Genomic DNA, 22,943 nt, shown 5'->3' with positions numbered 1-22,943 from the left:
GTTCATGAGCCTGTCTCGGGTAGGGGGAGAGCGCCATGCGCGAGGCGAGCCCGCAGGATGGTGCGGAACTGCTCGGGATCATGGGGCGTGAGATCGTGGGCGGGCGGGTCCACATAGACCACCAGCAGCCGGGAGAGCCAGTAGCGCAGGGCCGTCATGCGCAGCATCGTCGGCCAGGTCTCGCGCTCGGCCGCGGTCATCGGACGCCGTGCCAGGTAGGCGCGGAGGATGACGTCGTGGCGCTCGCGATTAAGGCGGCCGTCGGCCTCGGTCGCCCAGTCGTTGATGACGATGGCCAGGTCGAACAGCAGATCGCCGGTGCAGCCGTTGTAGAAGTCGATGATGCCGCCCAGGCGGTCACCCTCGAAGAGGGTGTTGTCGCGGAACAGGTCGCCGTGCAGGGCACCCTGGGGGAGGTCCGGGGCGTCGCCGAGCACGCCCTGGTAGATCTCCACTTCGTCCTTCATCAGCGTCTGGTCTTCCGGCGACAGGTAGACCAGCACCTTGTGGTGCATGGCCGTCAGCCAGTTGAGGTCGCGGGGGTTGGGTCGGTGCCCCGGGAAGCGCTGGGAGACGACATGTAAGTGCCCCAGAGTGTCGCCCAGCACTCGGCACTGCTCCAGGTTCGGCGCCTGGGGGTGGCGGCCGGGCAGGCGCGGGAACAGCAGCGCCGGTTTGCCGGCCAGACTGTGCAGGGCGATGCCGTCACGGTCGTGTACCGGCCCCGCGACGGGCACGCGGTGTTCGTCAAGGTAATCGAGCAGGTCGACGAAGAACGGCAGCTCCTCGTGCTCGCCCTGCTCGAACAGGGTCAGCACCAGCTGGCGGCGCTCGGTAGTGACGAAGAAGGTGGAGTTCTCCGTGCCGCTGGGAACGCCCTCCAGGGCGACCAGCGAGCCGACGTCGAACCGACTGAGGAACTCTGCGACCTGTGCGTCGCTAAGCGGTGTGAATACGGCCATGTGTCTCTCGCCCAGGTTGCCAAGGCGCCTATTGTAGCGACTTGGCACGGCGATGCACGCCCACGGAAGACGCCGTGCGCGGTCGCTACCGGCGAGCGCGCCGTGGGTGGCTACCAGGAGCGCAGCACCCACTGCGGCACGGCGATGCGATCGCCCTGCTGACGCTCGAAGTTGCCGTCGCCGTCGTGGTCCACCAGGTAGTAGCTGGGGCCTCGCGAAGGCTGGATCTCGATGGCATAGAGCTGGCCGTTGACCCGATACTCACGGATGGTGCGGTCCTCCTCCTGACGGATGGTAATGTCCGGCTCGATATCGGTGGAGGTTTGCGCCATGCCGGGCAGGGCGGCCGCCATGCCAAGTCCCAGCGAGAGCAGGGCAACCGCCAGGGTGCGGTGAGAAACGTTCATATTGGCCTCCGAGACCGCCAGCGGCTGTCATCGCCATTGGGTAGTGTACTTCCGAGTCACTGGGTTCAGTGTATGACCTTGGACCGCACGATCCCAAGGATGGCGGCAAAAGCCTCGGGCAATGCGTATCATGACGGCTCAGGATCACGCTACTCTTCCAGCTCTTCCAGACTCAACGGATGCCGATACATGGCCGATACGCCCATCGTTCTCGTCGACGGTTCTTCCTATCTCTACCGCGCCTTCCACGCCCTGCCGCCGCTGGCCACCTCCGAAGGCCAGCCCACCGGCGCCATCAAGGGCGTGCTCAACATGCTCAAGCGGCTGATCAAGGACTACCCCGACAGTCCCATGGCGGTGGTCTTCGATGCCCCTGGCAAGACCTTTCGTGACGAGCTGTTCGAGCAGTACAAGGCCCACCGGCCGCCGATGCCCGACGACCTGCGTGCCCAGATCGAGCCGCTGCACGCCTGCGTCAAGGCGCTGGGGCTGCCGCTGCTGTGCATCGAGGGCGTGGAGGCCGACGACGTCATCGGCACCCTGGCGCGCCAGGCCACCGAGGCCGGTCGCGACGCGGTGATCTCCACCGGCGACAAGGACATGGCCCAGCTGGTCAACGCCCATATCACCCTGGTCAACACCATGAAGGACGAGACCCTGGACGTCGACGGCGTCCAGGAGAAGTTTGGCCTACCCCCGGAGCTGATCATCGACTTTCTGGCGCTGATGGGCGACAAGGTCGACAATATCCCCGGCGTGCCCGGGGTGGGCGAGAAGACCGCCCTGGGGCTGCTGCAGGGCATGGGGGGTGGGCTTGACACCATCTATGCCGACCTGGAGAAGGTCAAGTCGCTGGACTTCCGCGGGGCGAAGACCCTGCCAAAGAAGCTCGAGTCGCACCGCGACCAGGCGTTTCTTTCCTACCAGTTGGCCACCATCAAGACCGACTGCGAGCTGCCGGTGGGCCTTGGCGATCTGGACATCGCCCATCCCGACCGGGAGGCGCTGCTCGAACTCTATCGAAAACTGGAGTTCAAGGCCTGGCTGTCGGAGCTCCTCGAGGGCAGGGACGAGGGCGTGGATGACGTGAGCGGCGGCACCCCACCGCCGGCCGATGCCGATGACGCCAGCAAGGCGCCTGGTGCCGTCGCCCGCGAGGACCATGTGATCCTCGACCAGGACGCCCTGGACGCCTGGCTGGCACGGCTAGAGGCCGCCGAGACCTTCTGCTTCGATCTGGAGACCACCAGCCTCGACTACATGGAGGCCCGTATCGTCGGGGTGGGGCTTGCGCTCACCCCCGGCGAGGCGGCCTACATCCCGCTGGGTCACGACTACCTGGACGCCCCGGAGCAGCTCGACCGCAACGCCGTGCTGGCCGCGCTCAAGCCGATGCTGGAGGATGCCGGCAAGACCAAGGTTGGCCAGAACCTCAAGTACGATATCTCGGTGCTGGCCAGCGACGATATCCAGGTGGTGGGCCCGCTCGAAGACACCATGCTGGAATCCTACGTGCTCGACTCCACCGCCACCCGTCACGACATGGATTCGCTGGCGCTGAAGTACCTGGGCGAGAAGACCGTCACCTTCGAGTCGATCGCCGGCAAGGGTGCGGGGCAGCTCACCTTCAATCAGATCGCCCTGGAACAGGCTGCCCCCTACGCCTGCGAGGACGTGGATATCACCCTGCGGCTGCATCGCGAGCTTCGCCCGCGCCTAAAGGCCGAGGGGCGCCTGGCCGAGGTGCTGGAGACCATCGAGCTGCCGCTGGTGCCGGTGCTGTCGCGCATGGAGCGCACCGGGGTGGCGCTGGACCCGCAGCGCCTGCATGCTCAGAGTCGCGAACTCGAGACCCGTATCCGCGAGCTGGAGGCCCGCGCCCACGAACTGGCCGGCCGCGAGTTCAACCTGGGCTCTCCCAAGCAGCTCGGCCAGATCCTCTTCGAGGAGCAGAAGATTCCGGTACTCAAGAAGACCCCCAAGGGGGCGCCCTCCACCGCCGAGGCGGTGCTGGAGGAGCTGGCGCTGGACTATCCCCTGCCCAAGGTGATCATGGAGCATCGTGGGCTCGCCAAGCTCAAGTCCACCTATACCGACAAGCTCCCGCGACTGGTCAACAAGGCGACCAGCCGGCTGCACACCAGCTACCATCAGGCGGTCACCGCCACCGGGCGGCTCTCGTCGTCGGACCCCAATCTGCAGAACATCCCGATCCGCACCGAGGAAGGGCGAAAGATCCGCCAGGCCTTTATCGCCCGGCCGGGCTACCGCATCGTCGCCGCCGACTACTCCCAGATCGAGCTGCGCATCATGGCCCACCTCTCCGAGGACAAGGGTCTGCTCGAGGCCTTCGCCGAGGGGTGCGACATCCATGCGGCCACCGCCGCCGAGGTGTTCGGGGTGGCACTCGACAAGGTCTCCAGCGACCAGCGGCGCAGCGCCAAGGCGATCAACTTCGGGCTGATCTACGGCATGAGCGCCTGGGGCCTGAGTCGCCAGCTGCATATCGAGCGCAGCCAGGCGCAGACCTACATCGACCGCTACTTCGACCGCTATCCCGGGGTGGCACGCTACATGGAGCGGATCCGCGCCCAGGCGGCGGAGGACGGCTTCGTCGAGACGGTGTTCGGCCGACGCCTGCATCTGCCGGAGATCCACTCCCAGAATCGTGCCCGTCGCCAGGGGGCGGAGCGCACCGCCATCAACGCCCCATGCAGGGCACCGCCGCGGATATCATCAAGCGCGCCATGATTGAGGTCGACGCCTGGCTGCAGGAAGGCGAGATGGACGCCTGGATGGTGATGCAGGTCCACGATGAGCTGGTCTTCGAGGTGGCCGAGGCTCAGGTGGAGGAGTTTATCGGCGAGGTGAAGGCGCGCATGCAGGCCGCCGCCGAACTCAAGGTGGCGCTGATCGTCGAGGCGGAGAGTGGGGCGAACTGGGACGAGGCCCACTAAGCCCAGTAGCGAGAGTCGAGGCTGCTCCAAGTGGGGTGGCCTGTCCTTGCCCCTTGTCCCTCGCGCCTCGAACCTTCGGTAGTGCTTATTCCCTTAGCACCGTGGCGGTGCGCTGGGGCTCGAGCCTGACCTGCTCGCCGATTTTCCACAGGGTGTGGCTGGGGGTGATGGCGCAGAAGCGCTGGCCCTGGTGCTCCAGGAGGTAGAAGCAGTCGTGGCCGCGGAACTCGCGCTCGACGATGGTGGCCCCGTGGTCGTCCGGGGCCGCCGACAGCGACAGATGCTCGGGGCGCAGGGAAAGCTGCACCGGGCCCCGGCGACTATGGTCGATCGCCACCGGGCCGAGGGGAGTCTGGGCGATTTCGCCATCGGCCTCCCCTTCGAGCAGGTTGGTATGGCCGAGAAATTCGGCGACGAAGGCGGTGGCCGGGGTCTGGTAGATGCGCTCCGGGCGGTCGACCTGCAGCAGCTGACCCGAGTGCATGACGCCGACCTGATCGGCGAAGGAGAGCGCCTCGGCCTGGTCGTGAGTGACCAGAATCACCGAGGTGCCGGCGGCCTTGAACAGCCGGCGCACCTCCTTGCGGGTCGACTCGCGCAGCGCCGCGTCGAGATTGGAGAAGGGTTCGTCGAGCAACACCAGCTCCGGCTCGGCGGCCAGGGTCCGGGCCAGGGCCACGCGCTGCTGCTGGCCGCCGGAGAGCTCGTCGGGCATGCGCGCAGCGAGGTCGGCCAGACCCACCAGGTCGAGCCATTCGCGAGCCTTGGCCCGGCGCTTGGCCTTGGGCACATGACGCATGGCAAAGGCCACGTTCTCGCCCAGGCTCATGTGCGGAAATAGGGCGTAGTCCTGAAAGACGATGCCGATGCGGCGCTGCTGGGGCGGCAACTGGGTGACGCGCTTGCCGCGCAGATAGACATCGCCCCGGTCCGGGTCCTCGAAGCCGGCGATCATGCGTAGGGTGGTCGACTTGCCGCAGCCGCTGGGACCCAGCAGGGCGAGGATCTCGCCGTTGCCCAGTGAAAAGCTGACATCCTCTACCGCCAGGGGGTCGCCGTCGCGGTAGCGCTTGTGCAGGCCGCTGACCGACAGCAGCGGGTCGGCCAGGCGAACCGCGGCCCCCTTGGGGTCGGCGCTGATATTGAGGTTCGTCATCATTTGCCCTCCTTGGTGAGCAGAAGGCCCACGGACAGGCTGGAGAACACCACGATGGCCGCGGCGAACGGTGCCGCTTCGGCCAGCATGCCTTCCGAGGTACGGGTAAAGACGGTGACCGCCAGGGTGGTATAGCCGGTGGGGGCCAGCAGGAAGGTGATCGGCAGCTCCTTCATGCACAGCACGAAGACCAGCACTACGCCGGCCAGGATGCCGCGCCGCAGGCGCGGGAAGATCACGTGGATGAAGGTGCTGACGGGACCGTGACCCAGGGAGTGGGCGGCCTGCTCCATGCTGGGACGGGTCTGCAGCAGGGCGTTGCGGATCGGCCCCAGGGCCAGGGCCAGCGAGGCCATGGCCCAGGTGATGATCAACAGCGCCAGGGTCTGGTAGAGAAGGGGGCGGTGCGCAGCGAGAAGAACACCATCGCTAGCGCCAGCGCCAGCGGGGGCAGGGCATAGCCGATGTAGGCCGTCCGCTCGACCAGGGTGGAGAAGGGCGAGCGGTAGCGCACCGTCAGATACGCCAGCGGCAGGGCGAAGGTCGCCGCTAGCAGTGCCGCCGGCAGGGCGGCACCCGCCGATCGCAGGAAGGTGCCGGGCACGCGGGCGAAGAAACTGAGATCGGGCGGTGAGAGCAGCAGCCAGTAGCCGAGAATCATCACCGGCAGGCCGATGGAGGCAGCGAACAGCGCCACCAGATAGGGCCAGGCCAGGAAGCGTGCGCGACCCAGCGGCGCGGGCCTCAGCGGGCGTGCCACGCCCGTGCCGACCCGTGCCAGCTTGCGTTTGACCACTAGGCTGTCGAGCATCACGAAACTGGCGGCCACGGCCAGCAGCATGATCGCCAGCCAGGCGGCGTAGACACGGTCGAAAGCGCCGGAGTACTGGGTATAGATGGCATAGCTGAAGGCTTCATAGCGCATCAGGGCCACGGCCCCGAAGTCGCCCAGCACGTAAAGTGTGATCACCAGCCAGCCGGCCATGAGGGCCGGCATCAGGTGGGGCAGGATCACGCGGCGCAGGATCTCGCCCTGGGAGTAACCCAGGCTGCGGGCGCTCTCCTCCAGGTTGCCGTCGAGACCGGACAGCGCGGTACGCAGATTGAGAAACAGGTACGGAAAGGTGTAAAGCGATAGCGCCAAGGTCGCGCCCCAGTAGCCCTGGATGCGCGGCAGCTGGATACCGGTGAGCTGTGCCAGCACCCCGTAGTTGCCGCCCAGGCCGATTAGCGCGTAGGCCATTACGTAGCCCGGTACCGCCAGCGGAATCACCCCGAGTACGGTTAGGGTGCGCTTGAAGCGGATATCGGTGCGGGTGACCAGCCAGGCCAGCGGGAAAGCCATCAGGGTGGTCAGGACCACGACGCCCAGGGCGAGTCCCAGGGTATTGAACAGCAGCTGGAGGTTGCGGGTGCGAAAGACCAGATTGGCCAGGGTGGCGCCGTCGGCCTCGAAGGCACGCAGCCCCAGGTAGACCAGCGGCACCAGCATGGCGGCAGCAACCAGCAGCGACGGCAGTAGGATATGCAACGGCACGCGCCCCGGCAGCAGTCGGGACAGGCGAGGGGTGGCCAGTGGTCGGGCAGTGCTGTCGGTCCGGGTCATCGTGCCTCTCAGAAAGACAGATGCCGCCTGCTGGGCAGGCGGCGCGTCACTGGCGGTGCGGGTGGCTTACAGCAGCCCGACATCGCGCAGCAGGTTCAGGGTGCCCTCGAGATCCTCCAGCTCATCCAGGTCGATCTGGGGGCTGACTTCCAGTAGGCGGTCGAAGTCTTCGAGCACCGGGTTCTGGATCACGTTGCGGGTCACCGGGTACTCGTAGACGTTGCCGGTGAAGTACTGCTGGGCGGCCGGCGAGAGCAGGTAGCGCACGAATTCCACGGCGGCGTCTTGATTGTCGCTGCTTGCCAGCACGGCGATGCCGGCGACGTTGACCAGGTTGCCGATGTCGCCATCGGTGAAGAATGCCTGGGAGACGGGGAAATCGCTGTCGTTGGCCAGGAAGCGCGGCAGGTAGTAGTTGTTGACCAGGCCAAAGTCGATCTCACCGTCGGCGATGCCCTGTACCTGAGTGGTATTGTTGCGGAAGGTCACGGCACCGTTGTCACGCATGCCTTCCAGCCACTCGCGGGTCGTGTCATCGCCGTGCTCGACGCGCATGGCGGTTAGGAAAGACTGGAAGGAGCCGTTGGTGGGCGCCCAGCCGACGCGGCCCTCATAGCGCTCGTCGACGAGGTCGAAGACGCTTTCGGGGATTTCGTCCTCGCTGACACGCTCCGGCGAATAGGCTACGACCCGGGCGCGTCCGCTGGCGGCGACCCAGTTGCCAGTCTCGCTGGTGTAGATGGTCGGCAGTCCTTCATGAAATATCGCCAGGCAGTTCGGCCAGCAGTCCGGCCTGGCTGATGGCCCCCATGGCGCCGGCGTCCTGCCCCCAGTAAAGGTCGGCCGGTGAGCGGTCGCCTTCCTCCTGGAGCAGCACGGCCAGCTGGGCAGTATCGCCGTAGCGAACCTGTACGCTGATACCGGTGTCCTTCTCGAATTGAGCGATGATCGGCTCGACCATGGACTCGCCGCGGCCCGAATAGAGCGTCAGACTGGCGGCGGAGGCCAGCGGTGCGGCGAGCAGGGTGGTGGTAACGGCAGTGGCGGCAAACAGCGTCTTGCGCATGGGATCTGATTCCTTGAAGGGGGTTGGGAGATAGGCCGCTCTCCGGCGGCTGCGTCCCCTCTGCCAGTCTCGGTCAATCGGCACGATAGCAAAAAAGCAACTCCCTGCAAATGGTAATGATACGCGGAAAGATTTTTATGACCTCGGTCAAATTTCCGACCCATAAAGAGAGCGCCCGCCATCCAGAGGATGGCGGGCGCTCATGGGGGGCAGGCGCTGGGCTCAGTAGCCGACCAGTATCGAGGGCAGGCCGGTGACCAGCGCCGGGAAGAAGGCCATCAGCAGGCAGGCCAGCACGATCAGCGCCACGAAGGGCAGCACCGCCTTGTAGAGGTCGACGATCTCCACCCCCTTGGGGGCCACGCCCTTCAAGTAGAACAGCGCATAGCCGAACGGCGGGGTGAGGAAGGAGGTCTGCAGTACCACCGCCACCATGACCACGAACCACAGCACGTCGATGCCCATCTGCTGGACGATCGGCAGCATGATCGGGAAGCTCAGCAGCACGATGCCGGTCCAGTCGAGGAACATGCCCAGCAGGAACACCAGGAACAGCATCAGGATCAGCGCCCCGGTGGTACCACCGGGCATCGCCATCACCAGGTCGCTGATCACCGTCATGCCGCCGCCGCGGGAGAAGACCCCGGTGAAGGCGGTGGCGCCCACCAGCACCAGCATCACCATGGTGGTGGTCTTGCTGGCCTCGATCAGGGTGCGAAAGCAGGTCTTGAGCTTGCGGTCGCCGAAGATCATGAACAGCAGGAAGGCGATGCCCACGCCGATGGCCGAGGCCTCGGTGGCGGTGGCCACCCCGGTGAACAGCGCCCCCAGCACGCCCAGGATCAGCGTCATCGGCGGCAGCACGTACTTGGCCAGCATGACCAGCAGCTGGCCGGTACTGGTCTCGGCGCGCTCCTCGGCGGGCACCGGCGGGCCGTAGCTCGGCTTGACGTAGCAGATCACCAGCACGTAGAGGGCATACATCGCCCCCAGCATCAGTCCCGGCACCAGGGCGCCGGCAAACAGGGCGCCCACCGACACCGGCGAGTAGCTGGCCATCAGGATCAGCATGATGCTCGGCGGGATCAGAATACCCAGACAGCCGCTGGCCATGATCACGCCCGAGCTGAGCTCCTTGTTGTAGCCGTGCTTGAGCATCGGCGCCAGGGCGATCATGCCCATCACTGCGATGGAGGCACCGACGATGCCGGTGGTGGCGGCCAGCATCACCGAGACGATGACCACGGTAAGCGCCAGGCCGCCGCGCAGGTTGGCCAGCAGCAGGCGCATCACCGCGAACATCTTCTCGGTGACCCCCGAGTCATTGAGAAAGCGCGCCATCAGCACGAACAGCGGGATGGCCACCAGGACATAGTTGTCCATGGCGTTGCCGTAGATGTTGTTGATGATGCTGGCGAGTATGCGCTCGCCGGGGCCCAGGTAGGCGCCGATGACGGCGACGCCGCCCAGCACGAAGGCCAGCGGATGGCCCATGAACAGGCCGATTAGCAGCCCGCCGAACATGAACAGCGTCAGCAGTTCGGGACTCAGGTTCATGCGGTTTCCTCCCGCAGCTGCTGGATGGCACGGATGACGATGGCGATGGCCTGGAGCAGGATCAGGAAGGCGGCCACCACGATGACGCCTTTCACCGGATAAACGGGAATCGACACGACCCCGTAGGTGGTTTCGCCGCGGCTGAAGGAGCGCATGAAGAAGTTCCAGCCCAGCGGCAGCAGCATCCAGATAAAGGGCACGAAGAACAGCAGATAGCCGAGGATCTCGACGGCGGCCTGCTTCTTGCGTGAGAGCAGGCGCTTGAGCACATCGACCTCGACATGGGCGTGATGGCGCAGGCCATAGGCGGCCATCAGCATGAAGTGGGCGCCGAACAGCATCTTGGTGATGTCGAAGGCCCAGTCGCTGGGGCGCCCGGTGAACAGGCGCGAAGCGATATCGTAGAGCACCACCAGGGTGATGATGGCGATCAGCGGTGCGATGACTCGCCCAAGCACCTCGTTGAGCGTGTCGATCGCCTTGGCAATCGCATTCATGGATCAGTCTCCGACGTCGGAACGCAGGCCGCCCCGGGCGAGGCCGGGGCGGCTGAGGTGCGCCTTACAGGCAGGCTTCGATCTCTTCCAGGGACGGCAGGTTGTCCATGGTGCGGCTCATGTTGAACGGCGCGGAGATATCGCGCCAGTTCGCATAGTGCTCCAGGTAGCCGATCATGGAGTGGTACACCTTGGCGTGGTCCGGATGCTCGCAGGCACCGCGCAGGATCACCTCGTTGGTGATGTCCTGAATGCGTGCCAGGTCCTCCTCGGGGAGCGGGTTGATCTCCACGCCCGCCTCGATGAAGTTGACCGTGCCTTCGGTGGAGCCGCGCTCGGACCAGGCCAGCGACCAGGCCATGGTGGCGTCGGCGGCGATCTTCAGCTTCTGCTGGGTCTCCTCGGAGAGGGCGTCCCAGGCGTCCTTGTTGATCATTACGCCGAACACGCTGGCCGACTGGTGCCAGCCGGGCACCGACCAGTACTCAACCACCTCGGCGAAGCCGGCGTTGTAGTCCACGCCCGGCGTGGAGAACTCGGCGCCGTCGACCACGCCGCGCTCCACCGCCTGGTAGATCTCGCCGCCGGCCAGGGTCACCTGGGAGCCGCCCAGCTGTTCGAGTACGCGACCCTGGTCGCGGCCGGAGAGGCGCAGGCGCTTGCCATCCAGGTCGGCCAGGCTCTCGATGGGGGTGCGGCCCATGAAGCCCGACTCGTTATTGGTGATGCCGTAGGGCAGATAGACCATGTCGTACTGGCCGTAGATCTCCTGGTAGAGATCCCAGCCGCCCCACTGCTGGATCCAGTTCAGGTAATCCACGCCGTTGAACAGCATGGTGGTGGTGGCCAGCGGCGAGAAGGCCGGGTTGCGGCCGGCCCAGTAGCCGGGCCAGTCGCCGGCGGCCTCGATGCTGCCGGTCTCGGTGGCGTCGAACACCTCGGTGCCAGGCATCAGGGTGCCGCCGGCACGGAACTCGATCTCCAGCTCGTCGCCGGCGATCTGATTGACGAGGTTCACCCAGTGGCGATCGATCTCGATCAGATCGATGCTGTCCGGCCAGGTGGAGGTCATGGTCCAGCGCTCCTGGGCCTGGGCGGTGGACGACAGGGCGGCCATCGCAACGCCGGCCGCCAGGCCGGTGAGGGCGAACTTGGTCATCATCTTCATGTGGAGCTCCCTTCGTGTTTCTTGTGTCGTCGATTGGATAACTCGTGCCGAGGTGGCGTATCGCGGTGGCGTCGCGGTCGGTATTGACCAGCTGCACAGCTCGGCGTCAAGACACAAGCTAGCACGCTCACATGGCGGCAATCGATAGACGTCACCGAAACCCAGTCGAGCGTTTGCTCGACAGCAAAGAGGGGGCGGTGGAGTCAGGCTTTGTGCTTGTTAATCATATTCTTATGATCGAGTGAGCGGTTGATGGAAAGGGGCTTGGTGGCGTTTCCAGCGTTGAAAGGCCGCTTGGCGTTCGACCAAAGTTGAAGCGCCTTGCGGTGGCGGCATCCAGCGGCTCGAGCCGGTGGATGCCGTCTTTGGGGCGGTCGCTGTGGAGGAGGGCTCCTAGCGGCCGCCGTAGACCTGGCCGGGCAGCCAGGTGGCCAGCGGCTCGTAGAAGAACACCAGCGCCAGCCCCAGCAGCTGCAGGGCCACGAAGGGCGCCACGCCCAGGTAGATGTCCCGGGTGACGATTCCCGGCGGGCAGACCCCCTTGATGTAGAAGAGCGCGAACCCCACCGGTGGCGTCAAGAAGGAGGTCTGTAGGCAGATGGCGAAGAGGATGGCGAACCATACCGGGTCGACCCCCAGGCTGAAGACCACCGGCGCCACCAGCGGCAGAATGATCAGGGTGATCTCGACCCAGTCGAGGAAGAAGCCCAGCAGGAACACCACCAGCATGATCGTCAGCACCACGCCGGCGGGCCCGAAGGGCAGGCCGGTGATGGCATCGCGGATCACGTCGTCGCCGCCCAGGCCGCGCAGCACCACGGCGAAGATGGTGGCACCGACGAAGATGCCGAAGATGAAGGCCGTGGTGCGAGTGGTCTGGTAGAGCGCCTTGGAGACCACCTCGAGGCTGAGTCGGCGGCTGAACAGGGCCAGCAGCATGGCGCCCAGGGCGCCCACCGCCGAGGCCTCGGTGGTGGTGGCAAAGCCGGTGAAGATCGAGCCTAGTACCGCCACGATCAGCGCCATGGGCGGCAGCACGGCAATCAGCACCTCGAACAGTGCACGGGTGTTGAGCGGCTTGCGGTTCTCCGGTGCCGGGGCCAGGTCCTTCTTGATATAGGCGGCGATCAGGATATAGGCGATGTACATTACCCCCAGCATGATCCCGGGAATCAGCGCCCCCATGAACAGCCGGCCCACCGAGGCCTCCGAGGTACCCAGGCGGTCGGCCATCAGCACCAGCATGATGCTCGGCGGTACCAGGATGCCCAGGGTGCCCACCGAGCAGGCGGTGCCGACGGCCAGCGACTTGTTGTACTTGGCCTGCAGCATGGGGCCGATGGAGAGCATGCCGAGCAGTACCACCGAGGCGCCGACGATGCCGGTGGAGGCGGCCAGCAGCACGCCGACGATGACCACGGTGACGGCATAGCCGCCGCGCAGCCCGCCCAGCACCCGGACCAGGGAGTTCATCAGCCGCTCGGCGATGCCGGAGCGGTCGAGCATGATGCCCATGAAGATGAACAGCGGCAGTGCCACCATTAGCTCGTTGGCGACGATGCCGTAGAGCCGGCGGTCGAGCACGCCGATGGTGCCGCCCCAGGAGAACCAGAGGTCGGCGTGGAAGTGTTCGACCAGCACGTGGCCGATGATGGCAAACAGAAAGCCGATGCCGGCCAGCGACCAGGCGACGGGGAAGCCAAGCAGCAGCAGCCCCATGAAACCGGCAAACATGCCGATGACGAGTAGTTCTTCAAGACCCATGATGATCCTCGCTGATCCGCGTTAGCGAAAGTCGCTCGGGCGACGCAGGTGAAGCTCCCGCGGAAAGCGGAAAAGATAGGTACAGCAGCGCAGCGCCCGCGACGAGAGCGCAATGGCAATCAGGGCCATGCCGATGGGCAGCGTGCTCTTGATGATGAAGCGGTAGGGCAGGCCGCTGGGCGCCTGGGAACGCTCGCCTCGGGTGAAGGAGCGATAGGCGTACTCGATGAGGTTGTCGATCATGAAATAGAGCACCGGCAGCATCAGCAGCACGATGCCGAGCAGTTCCACCCAGGCCTGGAAGCGCAGCGAAAATTTCTCCCGCAGCACGTCGACGCGCACGTGGTCATCGGTGACCACGGCGTAGGCCAGGGTCAGAATCATGGTGGCGCCGAAGAAGTGCCAGGAGAGCTCTTCCAGGGCGATGGAGCCGCGTCCGAGGATGAAGCGGCTGAAGACGTTGGTCAGCACCACTGCCAGGGTGGCCAGCCACAGCCAGGAGAGCAGCTTGCCGATGGTGGCAACGGTGATGTCCAGCCGATGGCTGAGCGCATTGGTGGGTAGATCACGGGGATCCGGCGAGTCTGAAACGTGGGTCGACATGATGAAGGGCTCTCTGGGCCTGAGGGGGCAAAACTACCGGAGAGCCTGGGCAGGCCCTCCGGTCGAGCTCATCCGAGCGGTGCTCAGTCGAGCTGCTGCACCCTGTCGGGTGCGAAGTGTTCGCGCGGCAGGTGTCCCTTGACGTGCCAGTCGCCGTGAATGCGCATCCAGTCCTGCTGGCTCTGCAGAACGCGACGGAACATTTCGTCCTCGGCGGCGATCTCGGCCTGGACCTCGTAGGTGACCTCACGCAGCGCCTCGAGGATCTCCTCCGGCAGCACCTGGGCGTTGACCCCCTCGGCCTGGAAGTCGCGCAGGGCCAGCGGGTTCTCCCACTCGCTCTCGGCGAAGCCGAACAGGGTCGCGGAGCGACAGCCCAGCTCGATCTGGGCGCGGGTGGTGTCCTCAAGGGCCTCCCAGGCATCCTTGTTGATCAGCAGGTGGGCGGTGGTAAAGGTCTGGTGCCAGCCCGGCAGGACATAGTTGTTGACGATCTCCTGCATGCCGAGAATGCGATCCACGGCCGGCGCGGAGAACTCCGTGGCATCGATGGTGCCGCGCTCCATGGCCTGGTAGAGCTCGCCGCCGGGCAGCATGGTCACCGAGGCGCCCAGGCGCTCCATCACTCGCCCGCCGATGCCGGCGAAGCGGATGCGCAGGCCGTCGATCTGGTCCAGCGACTCCAGCGGCTCGGCGAACCAGCCCGCCGCTTCGGGGCCGATCATGCTGCACAGCAGCGGATGCACGTCGTAGGGCTCGTAGATCTCCTTGAGCAGCTCGTGGCCGTCACCGTGGTAGTGCCAGGCCAGGTAGGCCGGCGGCTCAAAGCCGAAGGGGGCGCCGGCAAAGAGCGGCAGCGAAGGGATGCTGCCCTGGTCGTATCCCACCCAGGTAAAGCCGGCCGGATAGCGACCTTCCGATACCGCATCGAGGATCTCGAAGGGCGGGATCAGCTCGCCCGGCTCGTAGTAACGCAGGTTGATGTTGCCTCCCGAAATGGCCTCCAGGCTTTCGGAGAGATGCACCACCGGGGTGCTCAGGCCGACCAGGTGGGAGGGGAAAGCGATTGGGACCTGCCAGCGGACGCGCTCCTGGGCGCTGGCGGTGCTGGCCAGGGTGGCGCCGGCGAGGATAATGGCAGCGGCAGTGCCGCTGAGCGCGAAACGAACGGACGTACGGCGGCCGGATGAGGCTTGCATAGACGCGACTCCACTTCATTGTGACGGGTATTGTTGTAGGAAAAGGCCTAGTTCCGAGGAAAGAGACTATAGGCGGCCTGCGGAGTGCTCAAGTTTGGAAAATTGGTAATACCAATAATGGCAATGCGACTGCTGCGACGCGGCATTCGGATCGATGAGGCAAATTCTCGGAACGACGCCGGAACTATGGTCGTCCTGCATGGAACGTCGAGGAACTTTGCGCCAGAATTAGCAGGCTTACGGTTGCTGTCGAGCCAATGGGTGCGACCAATGGCTAAGCGCAGGGGATGCTTTTTCCGTCGAAAGGCGAGGGTGTTCAGCGGGTGGCGAGGTGGCTAATGGAATCTGAGACGGACTCTTTGCTCAATTGGTCATACCAGCTGGGGCAGCTTGGCTGGCGAGGCCTGGTGTGGGTGCGCGGTGAGCCGGCGGATGCCCGCCAACGTGCGCTGGCGCTGTGGCGAGGGGGCGGCTGGCGCCGTCCCTGTTGGGTGTCGGACGTGGCGCCGCCGACCCTCGAGGCGGAGGCGGTGCTGCCCCCCTCGCAGGCGCGCAGCCGCCTGGGGGCGAGCAGGATCTGCTGGTGGTCGATGCCGCCTCCGGTGACGTCAGCTTCGACCCGGACGCCTTCGGTGCCCTCGGCGGCACCCTGCGGGCCGGCGGTCTGCTGCTGCTGTTGACGCCGCCCTGCTGGGAAGCGCCCGGCGATGCGCCGGATGACGGCGGCTCGCGCTATCTGGCGCGCCTTGTCCGGAGGCTAACGACGGCCGAGGAGATCGCCTGCTGGAGCGCGGCTGGACTTCGCCTGCCGGCGCTGCCCGACGCCTCGCCCCGGATGCCGGCGACGCGCGCCGACCCCGACTGTCTGACCGCCGACCAGGCCGCGGCGGTCGCCGGCCTGGTCAAGCTGCGGCGCCGCCGCCCCCTGGTGCTGACCGCCGATCGGGGCCGCGGGAAGACCGCGGCCCTGGGGATCGCCTGTGCGCGGCTGCTGGCCGCCGGCGAGCGGCGGATTCGCATCACCGCCCCGCGGCCGGCGGCGGTGGCGGCGCTGTTCGAGCGGCTCGAGCGGCTACGCCCGGCGGGAGCTCTGCAGAACCATGTCTTCCTAGACCCGGAAGGCGGCCGGGTGGAGTTCTGCGCCCCGGACGAGCTGGCGACCCTGGCCGAGCGAGGCGAGGCGGGCGGGCCCGGCACGCTGCTGCTGGTGGACGAGGCGGCGGCCATTCCCGCTGCCCTGCTGGGGCAGTGGCTGGCGGCCTTCCCGCGCATCGCCTTCGCCACCACGGTGCACGGCTACGAAGGCTCGGGACGCGGCTTCGCGCTGCGTTTTCGCGACCGCCTGAGGCGCCAGACCCCCGACTGGCGGGAGATGCATCTGGCTGCCCCGGTACGCTGGGCGGCGGGTGATCCGCTGGAGCGGCGCCTGGCCGACCTGCTGCTGCTGGATGCCGAGCCGCCACCCGCCCCGGCGGAGCGCCTTACGCTCAGGCGCTGGTCCCGCGACGACCTGGCCTGCCGGGAGTCGGCGCTGCGCGACCTCTTCGGCCTGCTGGTCCAGGCCCACTACCGCACCACGCCCAGCGATCTGCGGCGCCTGCTCGACGCCCCGGGACTGCGCATTGCCACCCTGGAGGCCGAAGCGCGCCCCCAGGCGGTGGCGGTGGTCGGCGACGAGGGCGGTTTTTCTGCCGCCCTGGCCGAGCGGGTGGCGCGCGGCGAGCGCCGGCCGCCGGGCCACCTGCTGGCGCAGTCGCTGGCGGCCCACGCCGGCTGCCGGGAGGCGCTGATCGCACGACTGCGGCGGGTGCAGCGTATCGCCGTGCACCCCGAGCGACGCCGGGAGGGGCTGGGGCGCCGCCTGCTGACGGCAGAGCTGGCGGCGGCGCGGGAGGCGGGTATCGATCTGGTGGGAGCCAGCTTCGGCGCCGAGCCTCAGCTGATCGCCTTCTGGCGGGCGCTGGGCTTTCGCGCGGTGCGCCTGGGGCTCTCGCGAGAGACCGCCACCGGCGAGCATGCGTTAATGGTGGTCATGTCTACCAGTGTCCGGGGCGAGGCCCTGGCCGAGTCGCTGACGGCGGACTTTCAACGCCTGCTGCCGGCGCTGTTGGCCTTCGAGCTGAAGGCGCTCGATCCGCAGGTGGCGCTGGCGCTGCTCGCCGAGGGGGCGCGGCCCAGGCTGTCGGCGCGCGATCGCCAGGACCTTGCCGATGTCGCCTATGGCCGGCGGGAGCCGGCCACGGTCCGCCCGGCGCTGCAGGCGCTGCTGCGTCGCCGGATCCTCGACGCCGACCCTGCCCCGGCGCTCGCCTGGCTGGTGGCCTGGGCCTTCCAGGGCCGCGACCCGACCTGGCTGGCGGCGCAGCTGGGGGTGGCCGGGCGTCGCCAGGCCATGGCACAGCTGCGCCAGGCGGTGGCCGCCATGCTCGGGGCCGAGGCGGACGACTGAGCGCTTTTCCCGACGCGGTTTGCCCGGTAAGGTAGCGCGGTTAACCTCGATGAAGACTCGCCATGAACGAACACCTCGAGCAGCTTTCGCCGCAGCCGCTGTGGCGCCACTTTCGCACCCTGTGCAACACGCCGCGCCCTTCCGGCCACGAGGCCGAACTGGTCGCCACGCTCGAGCGCTGGGCCGACGCCCGGGGGCTCGCGCATGATCGCGACGCCCACGGTAACCTGCGCCTGCGCAAGCCGGCCATGCCTGGCCATGAGCACGCCCCCGGGGTGATCCTGCAGGGGCATCTGGACATGGTGGCTCAGGCCAACGCCGACCACCCCCATGATTTCACCCGCGACCCCATCGAGACCTATGTGGCCGACGGCTGGCTGCATGCCCGCCATACCACCCTGGGCGCCGACAATGGCCTGGGAGTCGCGGCGGCCCTGGCCATCCTGGAAGACGACAGCCTGACCCACGGGCCCCTGGAGGCGCTGTTCACCCTGGAGGAAGAGTCTTCCATGGGCGGCGCCCTGAACCTGGCGGAGGGCTGGCTCGAGGGCCAGGTGCTGCTGAACCTGGACTCCGAGGATCGCGGCGAGGTGTTCATCGGCTGCGCCGGCGGCGCCGACGTGGTGGTCGAGGCGGCGCTGCCCACTGCCCCGCTGGCTGAGGACGAGGTGGCTCTGCGGCTGTCGCTGACCGGCCTGGTGGGCGGACACTCGGGCATCGATATCCATCGCGGTCGCGGCAACGCCAACCGCCTGCTGGTGCGGGTGCTGCGCTCGCTGGAGGCCTTCGATGCGCGTCTGGTGGACTACCATGGTGGCACCCTGCGCAATGCCCTGCCCCGCGAGGCGTTCGCCACCCTGGTGCTGCCTGCCGACGAGGCGGCCGCGGCCGGCGAGCGGGTCGCCGCCCTGCAGCAGGAGCTGCGCGGTGAGCTGGCCGGCGTCGATGACGGCCTGTCCTTGACCCTGCACCCGCTGATGTCGCCCCCCGCCCAGGCGCTCAACGCCCACGCCAGCCGCATGCTGGTGGCGGCGCTGTCGGCTGCGCCCTGCGGCGTGGAGCGCATGAGCCCCGAGCTGGACGGGGTGGTGGAAACCTCCAACAACCTGGGAGTGGTCAGCCTGGAGGACGGCCGCTTCCATCTCTGCGCCCTGGTGCGCTCGCTGCGCGACAGCGCCGCGCAGGACATCGCCGAGCGGTTTCGCGCCCTGTTCGAACTGATCGGTGCGCACACCCGGGTCGAGAACGTCTATCCGGGCTGAACGCCGGCGCCGACAGCCCCCTGCTGACGCGTTTCTGTCGCCTGCACCGCCAGCAGCTGGGCAGTGAGGCGGCGGTCAAGGTGATCCACGCCGGCCTGGAGTGCGGCATTCTCGCCGGCAAATACCCCGGTTTGCAGATGATCTCCTTCGGTCCGCTGATCCGCGGCGCCCACTCGCCCGATGAGCGGGTCGAGCTGGCGTCGGTGAGCGAGTTCTGGACGCTGCTCAGGGCGCTGGTCGAGGAGCTGGCCGAGGGCTGAGTTGCCCGCATAGCGAGACGCCGCCCGGCACGGGCGGCGTCACGGTCAGCCGAGGGGGGCGGCTCAGCCCAGGTAGGCGTTAAGCATCCATACGGTTTTTTCCTGCTCGCGGATGTAGTCGCCGGCCTGGGCGGCGGTGCCCTCGTCGTCGGCGTCGGCGGCCAGGGCGAGGATCTCGCGCTGCAGCTCGATCAGGGTCTGGTATCCCTGGAGGACGCCGCGCACGCAGGCCTCGCCGTCGTGTACTTCCTTGTCTTCGCGAATCTCGGCCATCGCCACGTAGTCGCTGTAGGCGTGCACCGGCGTGTGCCCCAGCGTCAGGATGCGCTCGGCCACCTCATCGACCTTGACCAGCAGGTCGGTATAGAACTCCTCGAACTTGGTGTGCAGCTCGAAGAACTGGGGGCCCTTCACGTTCCAGTGGTAGCCGCGCACGTTCATGTAGAAGATCTGGTAGTTGGCCAGCAGGGCATTGAGCTTGTCGGCCAGCTGGCTGGCGCTGCCTTGATGCAGGCCGATGGCATTGGTGTCGGTCATGCGAGTGCCTCCTTGTTCGCGATAGGGTCCGAAACGACGGGCCCAGTGTAAGGGCTTGCCGGATGGCGGGTAAGCCAAATCTTGCCATCGCCGCCATAGCGTCTCCCCATGGGATGCCGGCTGGCGGCTCGGTTTTCAAGGGGCTGCGCCATTTTGCCACCCGCTGTGGCGGGTCAAGGAACCCCTGGCGCCGACGGGACTCTGAAGGGGGCGTTGATATCGGGTCGAGGCTGGCTCGGCGGGTGGTTGCATGGCGCCCGGGCCAGCGTAGACTGCCGGCAAGACGAAGGAAATCTGCTCAGGAGACATGCCATGCGCCCCTGGTGGCCGATGCCCATTGTGCTGGTGCTGGCCGGCTGCGAGACCACGCCGACCGTGCTGCCCGCGGCCGAGCCGCGGCCGGCCGCGGCGTGTCGCTGGGAGGCCAGCGAGCCGTCGCCGGTCGAGTGGGTGCGCCGAGCCGCCGTGGTGTTCGAGCAGGATGGCTTCGAGGTGCGCCACACCGCCCCGGCGCTTGGTGTGATCAGCGTCGAGCGCCGTCATCGCGTGCCCGGCTACGGCACCCCCTATGACGGCTGGTCCCGTCCCACCTGGTACGGCAGCTACGGGGTAGGGCGTGGCGCGGGGTTCTCTACCGGCGTGATGGTCGGGTTCGGCAGCGTCGGCTATGCTCGGCCCGCCGACGCCACGCGGCTGGAGCGGGTCTCGCTGGTGGCTGATGGCCAGGCGGTCCGGGTCAGCCGGGATCTCCAGGTGATCGACTGGCAGGGCGATCAGCGCACTTCACGCAGCGCCAGCGATGCCGACTTCTGTCGGCAGCTGCGCGAGGCGCTGGAGCGGGTCGAACCCGGGGAGGTCCTGTGAGGCGCTGGCTGCTCGTTGTGCTGCTATCGACCGGACTGGCCGGCTGTGCGGCCGGTGGTGCCACGCCCCCGGAGCCGCGGGAGCTCGCCTACGCCGCCTCTCCGGAGGCCACCCTGCGCGAGGGGATCAACCTGCTGGCCGAGCAGGGCTACGTGATCCGCCATGCCGACCCCGCGCTGGGCCGCGCCGAGGCCGTGCTGTCGCGCTGGCCGGGCTATCGCGTCCAGCTGACGGTGACGGCAGAGGGCGAGGGAGCTCGTGCCAGCCTGACGGCGACGCGCGGTGGGCGGCCGCTGCCGCCGCACCTGCTCGACCCGCTGCTTGCGGATCTCGAGTCGCGCCTGGGGCTGGGGCCCTGGGCGCAATAGAGGTAGCTGTTTCACTATCGGGAGTCCCTGCACCACCATGACACTGTCTTGTCTCGTTTTGCGACGCTGGCGCGGGCTCACCGCGCTGGCCGCTGCCCTGCTGCTCGTGCCGGGCCTGGCCCTGGCGCACCCGCACGGCTGGATCGATATGCGCATGCGGCTGGTGGTCGATGACCAGGGGCGCCTGGAGGGCCTGCACCAGGCCTGGCGGATGGACCCCTTCTACAGCCTGGTGATTCTCGAGGAGCTGGAGCATGCCGCCGGGGGTGGCGGGATCGAAGCCGGGCTCGACCAGCTGGGCGCCGAGATCCGCGAGAACCTGCGTCCCCACGACTATTTTACCGAGCTGCGGCTGGGCGGTGAGCGGCTGGCCCTGGGCGAGGTCAGCGAGTACACCGTGATGTCGCGCGGCGGGCGCATCGAGTTCATCTTCCTGCTGCCGCTGGCGACGCCGCAGCCCCTGCAGGAGCGGACCCTCCACTACAAGGTCTTCGATCCCACCTACTACCTGGAGGTGGTGCATGAGGCCGAGGGCAATACGCCGCTGGACGATGCCCTGGTGGTGGGCGGTGACCTGGCCTGCAGCACGCGCATCGTGCCCGCCGACCCGGACCCGGAGCGAGTCATGGAGGCGGCGATGCTCGATATCACCGACGAGGCCGCGCCGGGCCTCGGGCGCCACTTTGCCGAGACCGGGGAGGTGACATGCGAGTAGCGCTTCGCCGCGTGAGCGGCAAGTGGTGGCTGGCAGCCGTTGCGCTGCTGCTGGCCGCGCTGCTTTTCCACCTGGCCTTCCAGGGGGGCTTTCAGTCGCTGAGCTTTCAGATCGTGGCCTGGCAGCGGGACCTGCATCGGGCGCTGACCCTGGCGATCACCGAGCTCTCCGGCGCGCCGTCCCCGCCACCTGGGCCGTGCTGCTGGGGATCAGCTTCGGCTACGGGGTCTTTCATGCCGCCGGGCCGGGCCACGGCAAGGCGGTGCTGACCACCTACCTGCTGTCCCAGGGGGGCGCCGTGCGTCGTGCCCTGGGGCTCTCCTTCGCCGCTTCCCTGCTGCAGGGCATGATGGCCATCGGCCTGGTGGTCGTGCTGGTGTATGGGCTGGGCTGGGTGACCCGTCAGGCCATGGGCAGCGTGGTGTGGGTCGAGCAGGCCAGCTTCCTGATGGTGGCGCTGCTGGGGGCCTGGCTGTGCCTGCGGGCGATCCGCCAGCTGCGCCGCGCGTCGCCGGCCCCCCGTGCCGAGGGTCACGCTCATGCCCATGACCACTGCTGCGGCGGCCATCATCATCTGGATCCGCAGCAGGCCGCCGACTGGCGCACCGCTCTGGCAACGGTGGTGGCCATCGGCATGCGACCCTGCAGCGGTGCCGTGCTGCTGCTGGGAGCGGCGAGCCTGCTCGGCCAATTCGTGGTCGGGGTGGCGGCGGTGCTGGTGATGTCGCTGGGCACGGCGCTCACCGTCTCGGGGCTGGCGCTAGCCAGCGTCATGGCCCGCGGCTGGGCGGAGCGGCGACTGGCGCGTCAGGGCGGGGCACAGCGCGCCGGTCGCCTGCTGAGCTGGGCCGCCCTGGGAGGCGGCCTGGCGATCCTGGTGCTGGGGGTGTCGCTGTCGGTGACCGGAGTCAGTCAGCCCGGCTCGGCGCCACTGCTGGGCGAGCCGCCCTCCCGCAGCGGGGAGGCGACGCCGCGGACCGGCCCCTTCGGAGGCTAGCCCAGCTCGAGCCCCTCGAGCTGGGCCAGCAGCCGGTCGCGCATGGCAGCCAGGCCGTCCAGGTCGTAGGGAACCGCCGTGCCATGTCCCCACACGGGTGACGGCCAGGCATCGTCATCGCGGCGGCGCACGATCACGTGGACATGCAGCTGGGCGACCTGATTGCCCAGGCTCGCCACGTTCAGCTTGTCCCCTCGAGGCTCCGCATCAGCGCCTGGCCGATGCGGCTGGCTTCTCGCCATAGCTGCTGCTGGTCTGACTCATCGAGTTCGAAGACTTCCCGGATGCCGGGATGACGGGGGATCAGCACCAGCCAGGGAAAGCGGGCGTCGTCCATCAGTCGCAGCTGGCACAGCGGCAGCTCGGTGACCGGGTAGCTGTCGGCCACCAGGCGCTCATCCGGCTCGAAGGGGGGCATGGCACTCTCCTGTGATTCTGGCCTGTGATTCCGGGACGCTGCCTGCATGATGGCACAGTGCCGGAGGTGCGGGGCGATTTTCCGCCATCGATGCTAAAGTGAACGATGTTCCCCTGACTCGAGATCGGAGG

At 67.5% G+C, this 22,943-nt stretch carries 22 protein-coding genes and 2 pseudogenes; 8 read left to right on the top strand and 16 right to left on the bottom strand.

The features are described from left to right. Positions 1-2: 2 nt before the first annotated feature. Positions 3-962: a homoserine kinase gene (locus ACSJDS_RS00390; protein ID WP_473031655.1), complete on the bottom strand. Its 960-nt coding sequence runs from the start codon at positions 960-962 to the stop codon at positions 3-5. Positions 963-1,072: 110 nt separating this feature from the next. After that, the gene (locus tag ACSJDS_RS00385) at positions 1,073-1,369 is read right to left on the bottom strand and encodes a DUF2782 domain-containing protein (RefSeq protein WP_473031654.1); all 297 of its coding nucleotides are present in this window, start codon (positions 1,367-1,369) and stop codon (positions 1,073-1,075) included. Positions 1,370-1,558: 189 nt separating this feature from the next. Between ACSJDS_RS00385 and polA the strand changes: the two are divergent. Continuing rightward, a pseudogene (gene polA / locus ACSJDS_RS00380) lies at positions 1,559-4,326 on the top strand (DNA polymerase I). Between the two features lie 85 nt (positions 4,327-4,411). Here polA and ACSJDS_RS00375 read toward each other — a convergent pair. The 11 genes from ACSJDS_RS00375 to ACSJDS_RS00325 all read right to left on the bottom strand — a co-directional run bounded on the left by ACSJDS_RS00375 (position 4,412) and on the right by ACSJDS_RS00325 (position 14,942). Then, complete coding sequence (locus tag ACSJDS_RS00375; RefSeq protein WP_473031653.1) at positions 4,412-5,485, bottom strand: ABC transporter ATP-binding protein; 1,074 nt, start codon at positions 5,483-5,485, stop codon at positions 4,412-4,414. After that, a complete protein-coding gene (locus ACSJDS_RS00370; protein ID WP_473031652.1) occupies positions 5,482-5,856 on the bottom strand; it encodes an ABC transporter permease subunit in 375 nt (124 codons plus the stop codon). Before ACSJDS_RS00370 ends, ACSJDS_RS00375 begins: the two co-directional genes overlap by 4 nt. Next, positions 5,853-7,088, bottom strand: coding sequence for an ABC transporter permease (locus ACSJDS_RS00365; protein WP_473031651.1), 1,236 nt, complete (start codon positions 7,086-7,088; stop codon positions 5,853-5,855). The genes ACSJDS_RS00370 and ACSJDS_RS00365 overlap by 4 nt, the downstream gene beginning before the upstream one ends. A gap of 66 nt (positions 7,089-7,154) precedes the next feature. Continuing rightward, the gene (locus ACSJDS_RS00360) at positions 7,155-7,829 is read right to left on the bottom strand and encodes an extracellular solute-binding protein (RefSeq protein WP_473034940.1); all 675 of its coding nucleotides are present in this window, start codon (positions 7,827-7,829) and stop codon (positions 7,155-7,157) included. A gap of 13 nt (positions 7,830-7,842) precedes the next feature. Further along, entirely contained in the window at positions 7,843-8,154 is a 312-nt protein-coding gene (locus ACSJDS_RS00355; RefSeq protein WP_473031650.1) for an extracellular solute-binding protein, read from the bottom strand. A gap of 222 nt (positions 8,155-8,376) precedes the next feature. After that, on the bottom strand, positions 8,377-9,711 hold the full coding sequence (locus tag ACSJDS_RS00350; RefSeq protein WP_473031649.1) for a TRAP transporter large permease: 1,335 nt from the start codon (positions 9,709-9,711) through the stop codon (positions 8,377-8,379). Further along, positions 9,708-10,208 (bottom strand): TRAP transporter small permease subunit, encoded by a 501-nt coding sequence (locus ACSJDS_RS00345; RefSeq protein ID WP_473031648.1) that lies wholly within the window; start codon positions 10,206-10,208, stop codon positions 9,708-9,710. The genes ACSJDS_RS00350 and ACSJDS_RS00345 overlap by 4 nt, the downstream gene beginning before the upstream one ends. Positions 10,209-10,272: 64 nt before the next feature. After that, positions 10,273-11,376, bottom strand: a complete 1,104-nt coding sequence (gene dctP, locus ACSJDS_RS00340) for a TRAP transporter substrate-binding protein DctP (protein ID WP_473031647.1) — start codon at positions 11,374-11,376, stop codon at positions 10,273-10,275. 393 nt (positions 11,377-11,769) lie between these two features. Next, on the bottom strand, positions 11,770-13,140 hold the full coding sequence (locus ACSJDS_RS00335; protein ID WP_473031646.1) for a TRAP transporter large permease: 1,371 nt from the start codon (positions 13,138-13,140) through the stop codon (positions 11,770-11,772). A gap of 21 nt (positions 13,141-13,161) precedes the next feature. Beyond that, positions 13,162-13,743 carry a TRAP transporter small permease subunit gene (locus ACSJDS_RS00330; protein ID WP_473031645.1) on the bottom strand — a complete coding sequence of 194 codons (582 nt, stop codon included), beginning with the start codon at positions 13,741-13,743 and terminating at the stop codon, positions 13,162-13,164. Positions 13,744-13,826: 83 nt separating this feature from the next. Beyond that, the gene (locus ACSJDS_RS00325; protein WP_473031644.1) at positions 13,827-14,942 is read right to left on the bottom strand and encodes a TRAP transporter substrate-binding protein; all 1,116 of its coding nucleotides are present in this window, start codon (positions 14,940-14,942) and stop codon (positions 13,827-13,829) included. Between the two features lie 583 nt (positions 14,943-15,525). Here ACSJDS_RS00325 and ACSJDS_RS00320 point away from each other — a divergent pair. Together ACSJDS_RS00320 and ACSJDS_RS00315 are read left to right on the top strand one after the other, a co-directional pair. Further along, a complete protein-coding gene (locus ACSJDS_RS00320) occupies positions 15,526-17,391 on the top strand; it encodes a GNAT family N-acetyltransferase (protein ID WP_473031643.1) in 1,866 nt (621 codons plus the stop codon). Between the two features lie 62 nt (positions 17,392-17,453). Further along, positions 17,454-18,913 (top strand): annotated as a pseudogene (locus ACSJDS_RS00315) (aminoacyl-histidine dipeptidase). A gap of 63 nt (positions 18,914-18,976) precedes the next feature. On the opposite strand, the gene ACSJDS_RS00310 reads toward ACSJDS_RS00315, so the two are convergent. Then, positions 18,977-19,450 carry a Dps family protein gene (locus ACSJDS_RS00310; RefSeq protein ID WP_473031642.1) on the bottom strand — a complete coding sequence of 158 codons (474 nt, stop codon included), beginning with the start codon at positions 19,448-19,450 and terminating at the stop codon, positions 18,977-18,979. 312 nt (positions 19,451-19,762) lie between these two features. On the opposite strand from ACSJDS_RS00310, the gene ACSJDS_RS00305 reads away from it, so the two are divergent. From ACSJDS_RS00305 to ACSJDS_RS00285, 5 genes are read left to right on the top strand one after another with little or no spacing between them, the layout of a single operon-like run. After that, on the top strand, positions 19,763-20,314 hold the full coding sequence (locus ACSJDS_RS00305; RefSeq protein ID WP_473031641.1) for a hypothetical protein: 552 nt from the start codon (positions 19,763-19,765) through the stop codon (positions 20,312-20,314). Continuing rightward, positions 20,311-20,682: a hypothetical protein gene (locus tag ACSJDS_RS00300; protein WP_473031640.1), complete on the top strand. Its 372-nt coding sequence runs from the start codon at positions 20,311-20,313 to the stop codon at positions 20,680-20,682. Before ACSJDS_RS00305 ends, ACSJDS_RS00300 begins: the two co-directional genes overlap by 4 nt. A 37-nt stretch (positions 20,683-20,719) precedes the next feature. Continuing rightward, positions 20,720-21,397, top strand: coding sequence for a DUF1007 family protein (locus tag ACSJDS_RS00295; RefSeq protein WP_473031639.1), 678 nt, complete (start codon positions 20,720-20,722; stop codon positions 21,395-21,397). Further along, complete coding sequence (locus tag ACSJDS_RS00290) at positions 21,388-21,666, top strand: hypothetical protein (RefSeq protein ID WP_473031638.1); 279 nt, start codon at positions 21,388-21,390, stop codon at positions 21,664-21,666. Before ACSJDS_RS00295 ends, ACSJDS_RS00290 begins: the two co-directional genes overlap by 10 nt. Continuing rightward, positions 21,594-22,394, top strand: coding sequence for a nickel/cobalt transporter (locus ACSJDS_RS00285; protein ID WP_473031637.1), 801 nt, complete (start codon positions 21,594-21,596; stop codon positions 22,392-22,394). The genes ACSJDS_RS00290 and ACSJDS_RS00285 overlap by 73 nt, the downstream gene beginning before the upstream one ends. Here ACSJDS_RS00285 and ACSJDS_RS00280 read toward each other — a convergent pair. Next, complete coding sequence (locus ACSJDS_RS00280) at positions 22,391-22,573, bottom strand: hypothetical protein (RefSeq protein WP_473031636.1); 183 nt, start codon at positions 22,571-22,573, stop codon at positions 22,391-22,393. The genes ACSJDS_RS00285 and ACSJDS_RS00280 overlap by 4 nt on opposite strands. Before the next feature lie 2 nt (positions 22,574-22,575). Further along, entirely contained in the window at positions 22,576-22,812 is a 237-nt protein-coding gene (locus ACSJDS_RS00275) for an HIT domain-containing protein (RefSeq protein WP_473031635.1), read from the bottom strand. Positions 22,813-22,943 lie beyond the last annotated feature (131 nt).

This window comes from Halomonas sp. SL18_1, assembly GCF_055755715.1.
The sequence above is the reverse complement of the archived record's forward strand: the minus strand, read 5'-3'. Positions and strand labels throughout refer to the sequence as shown.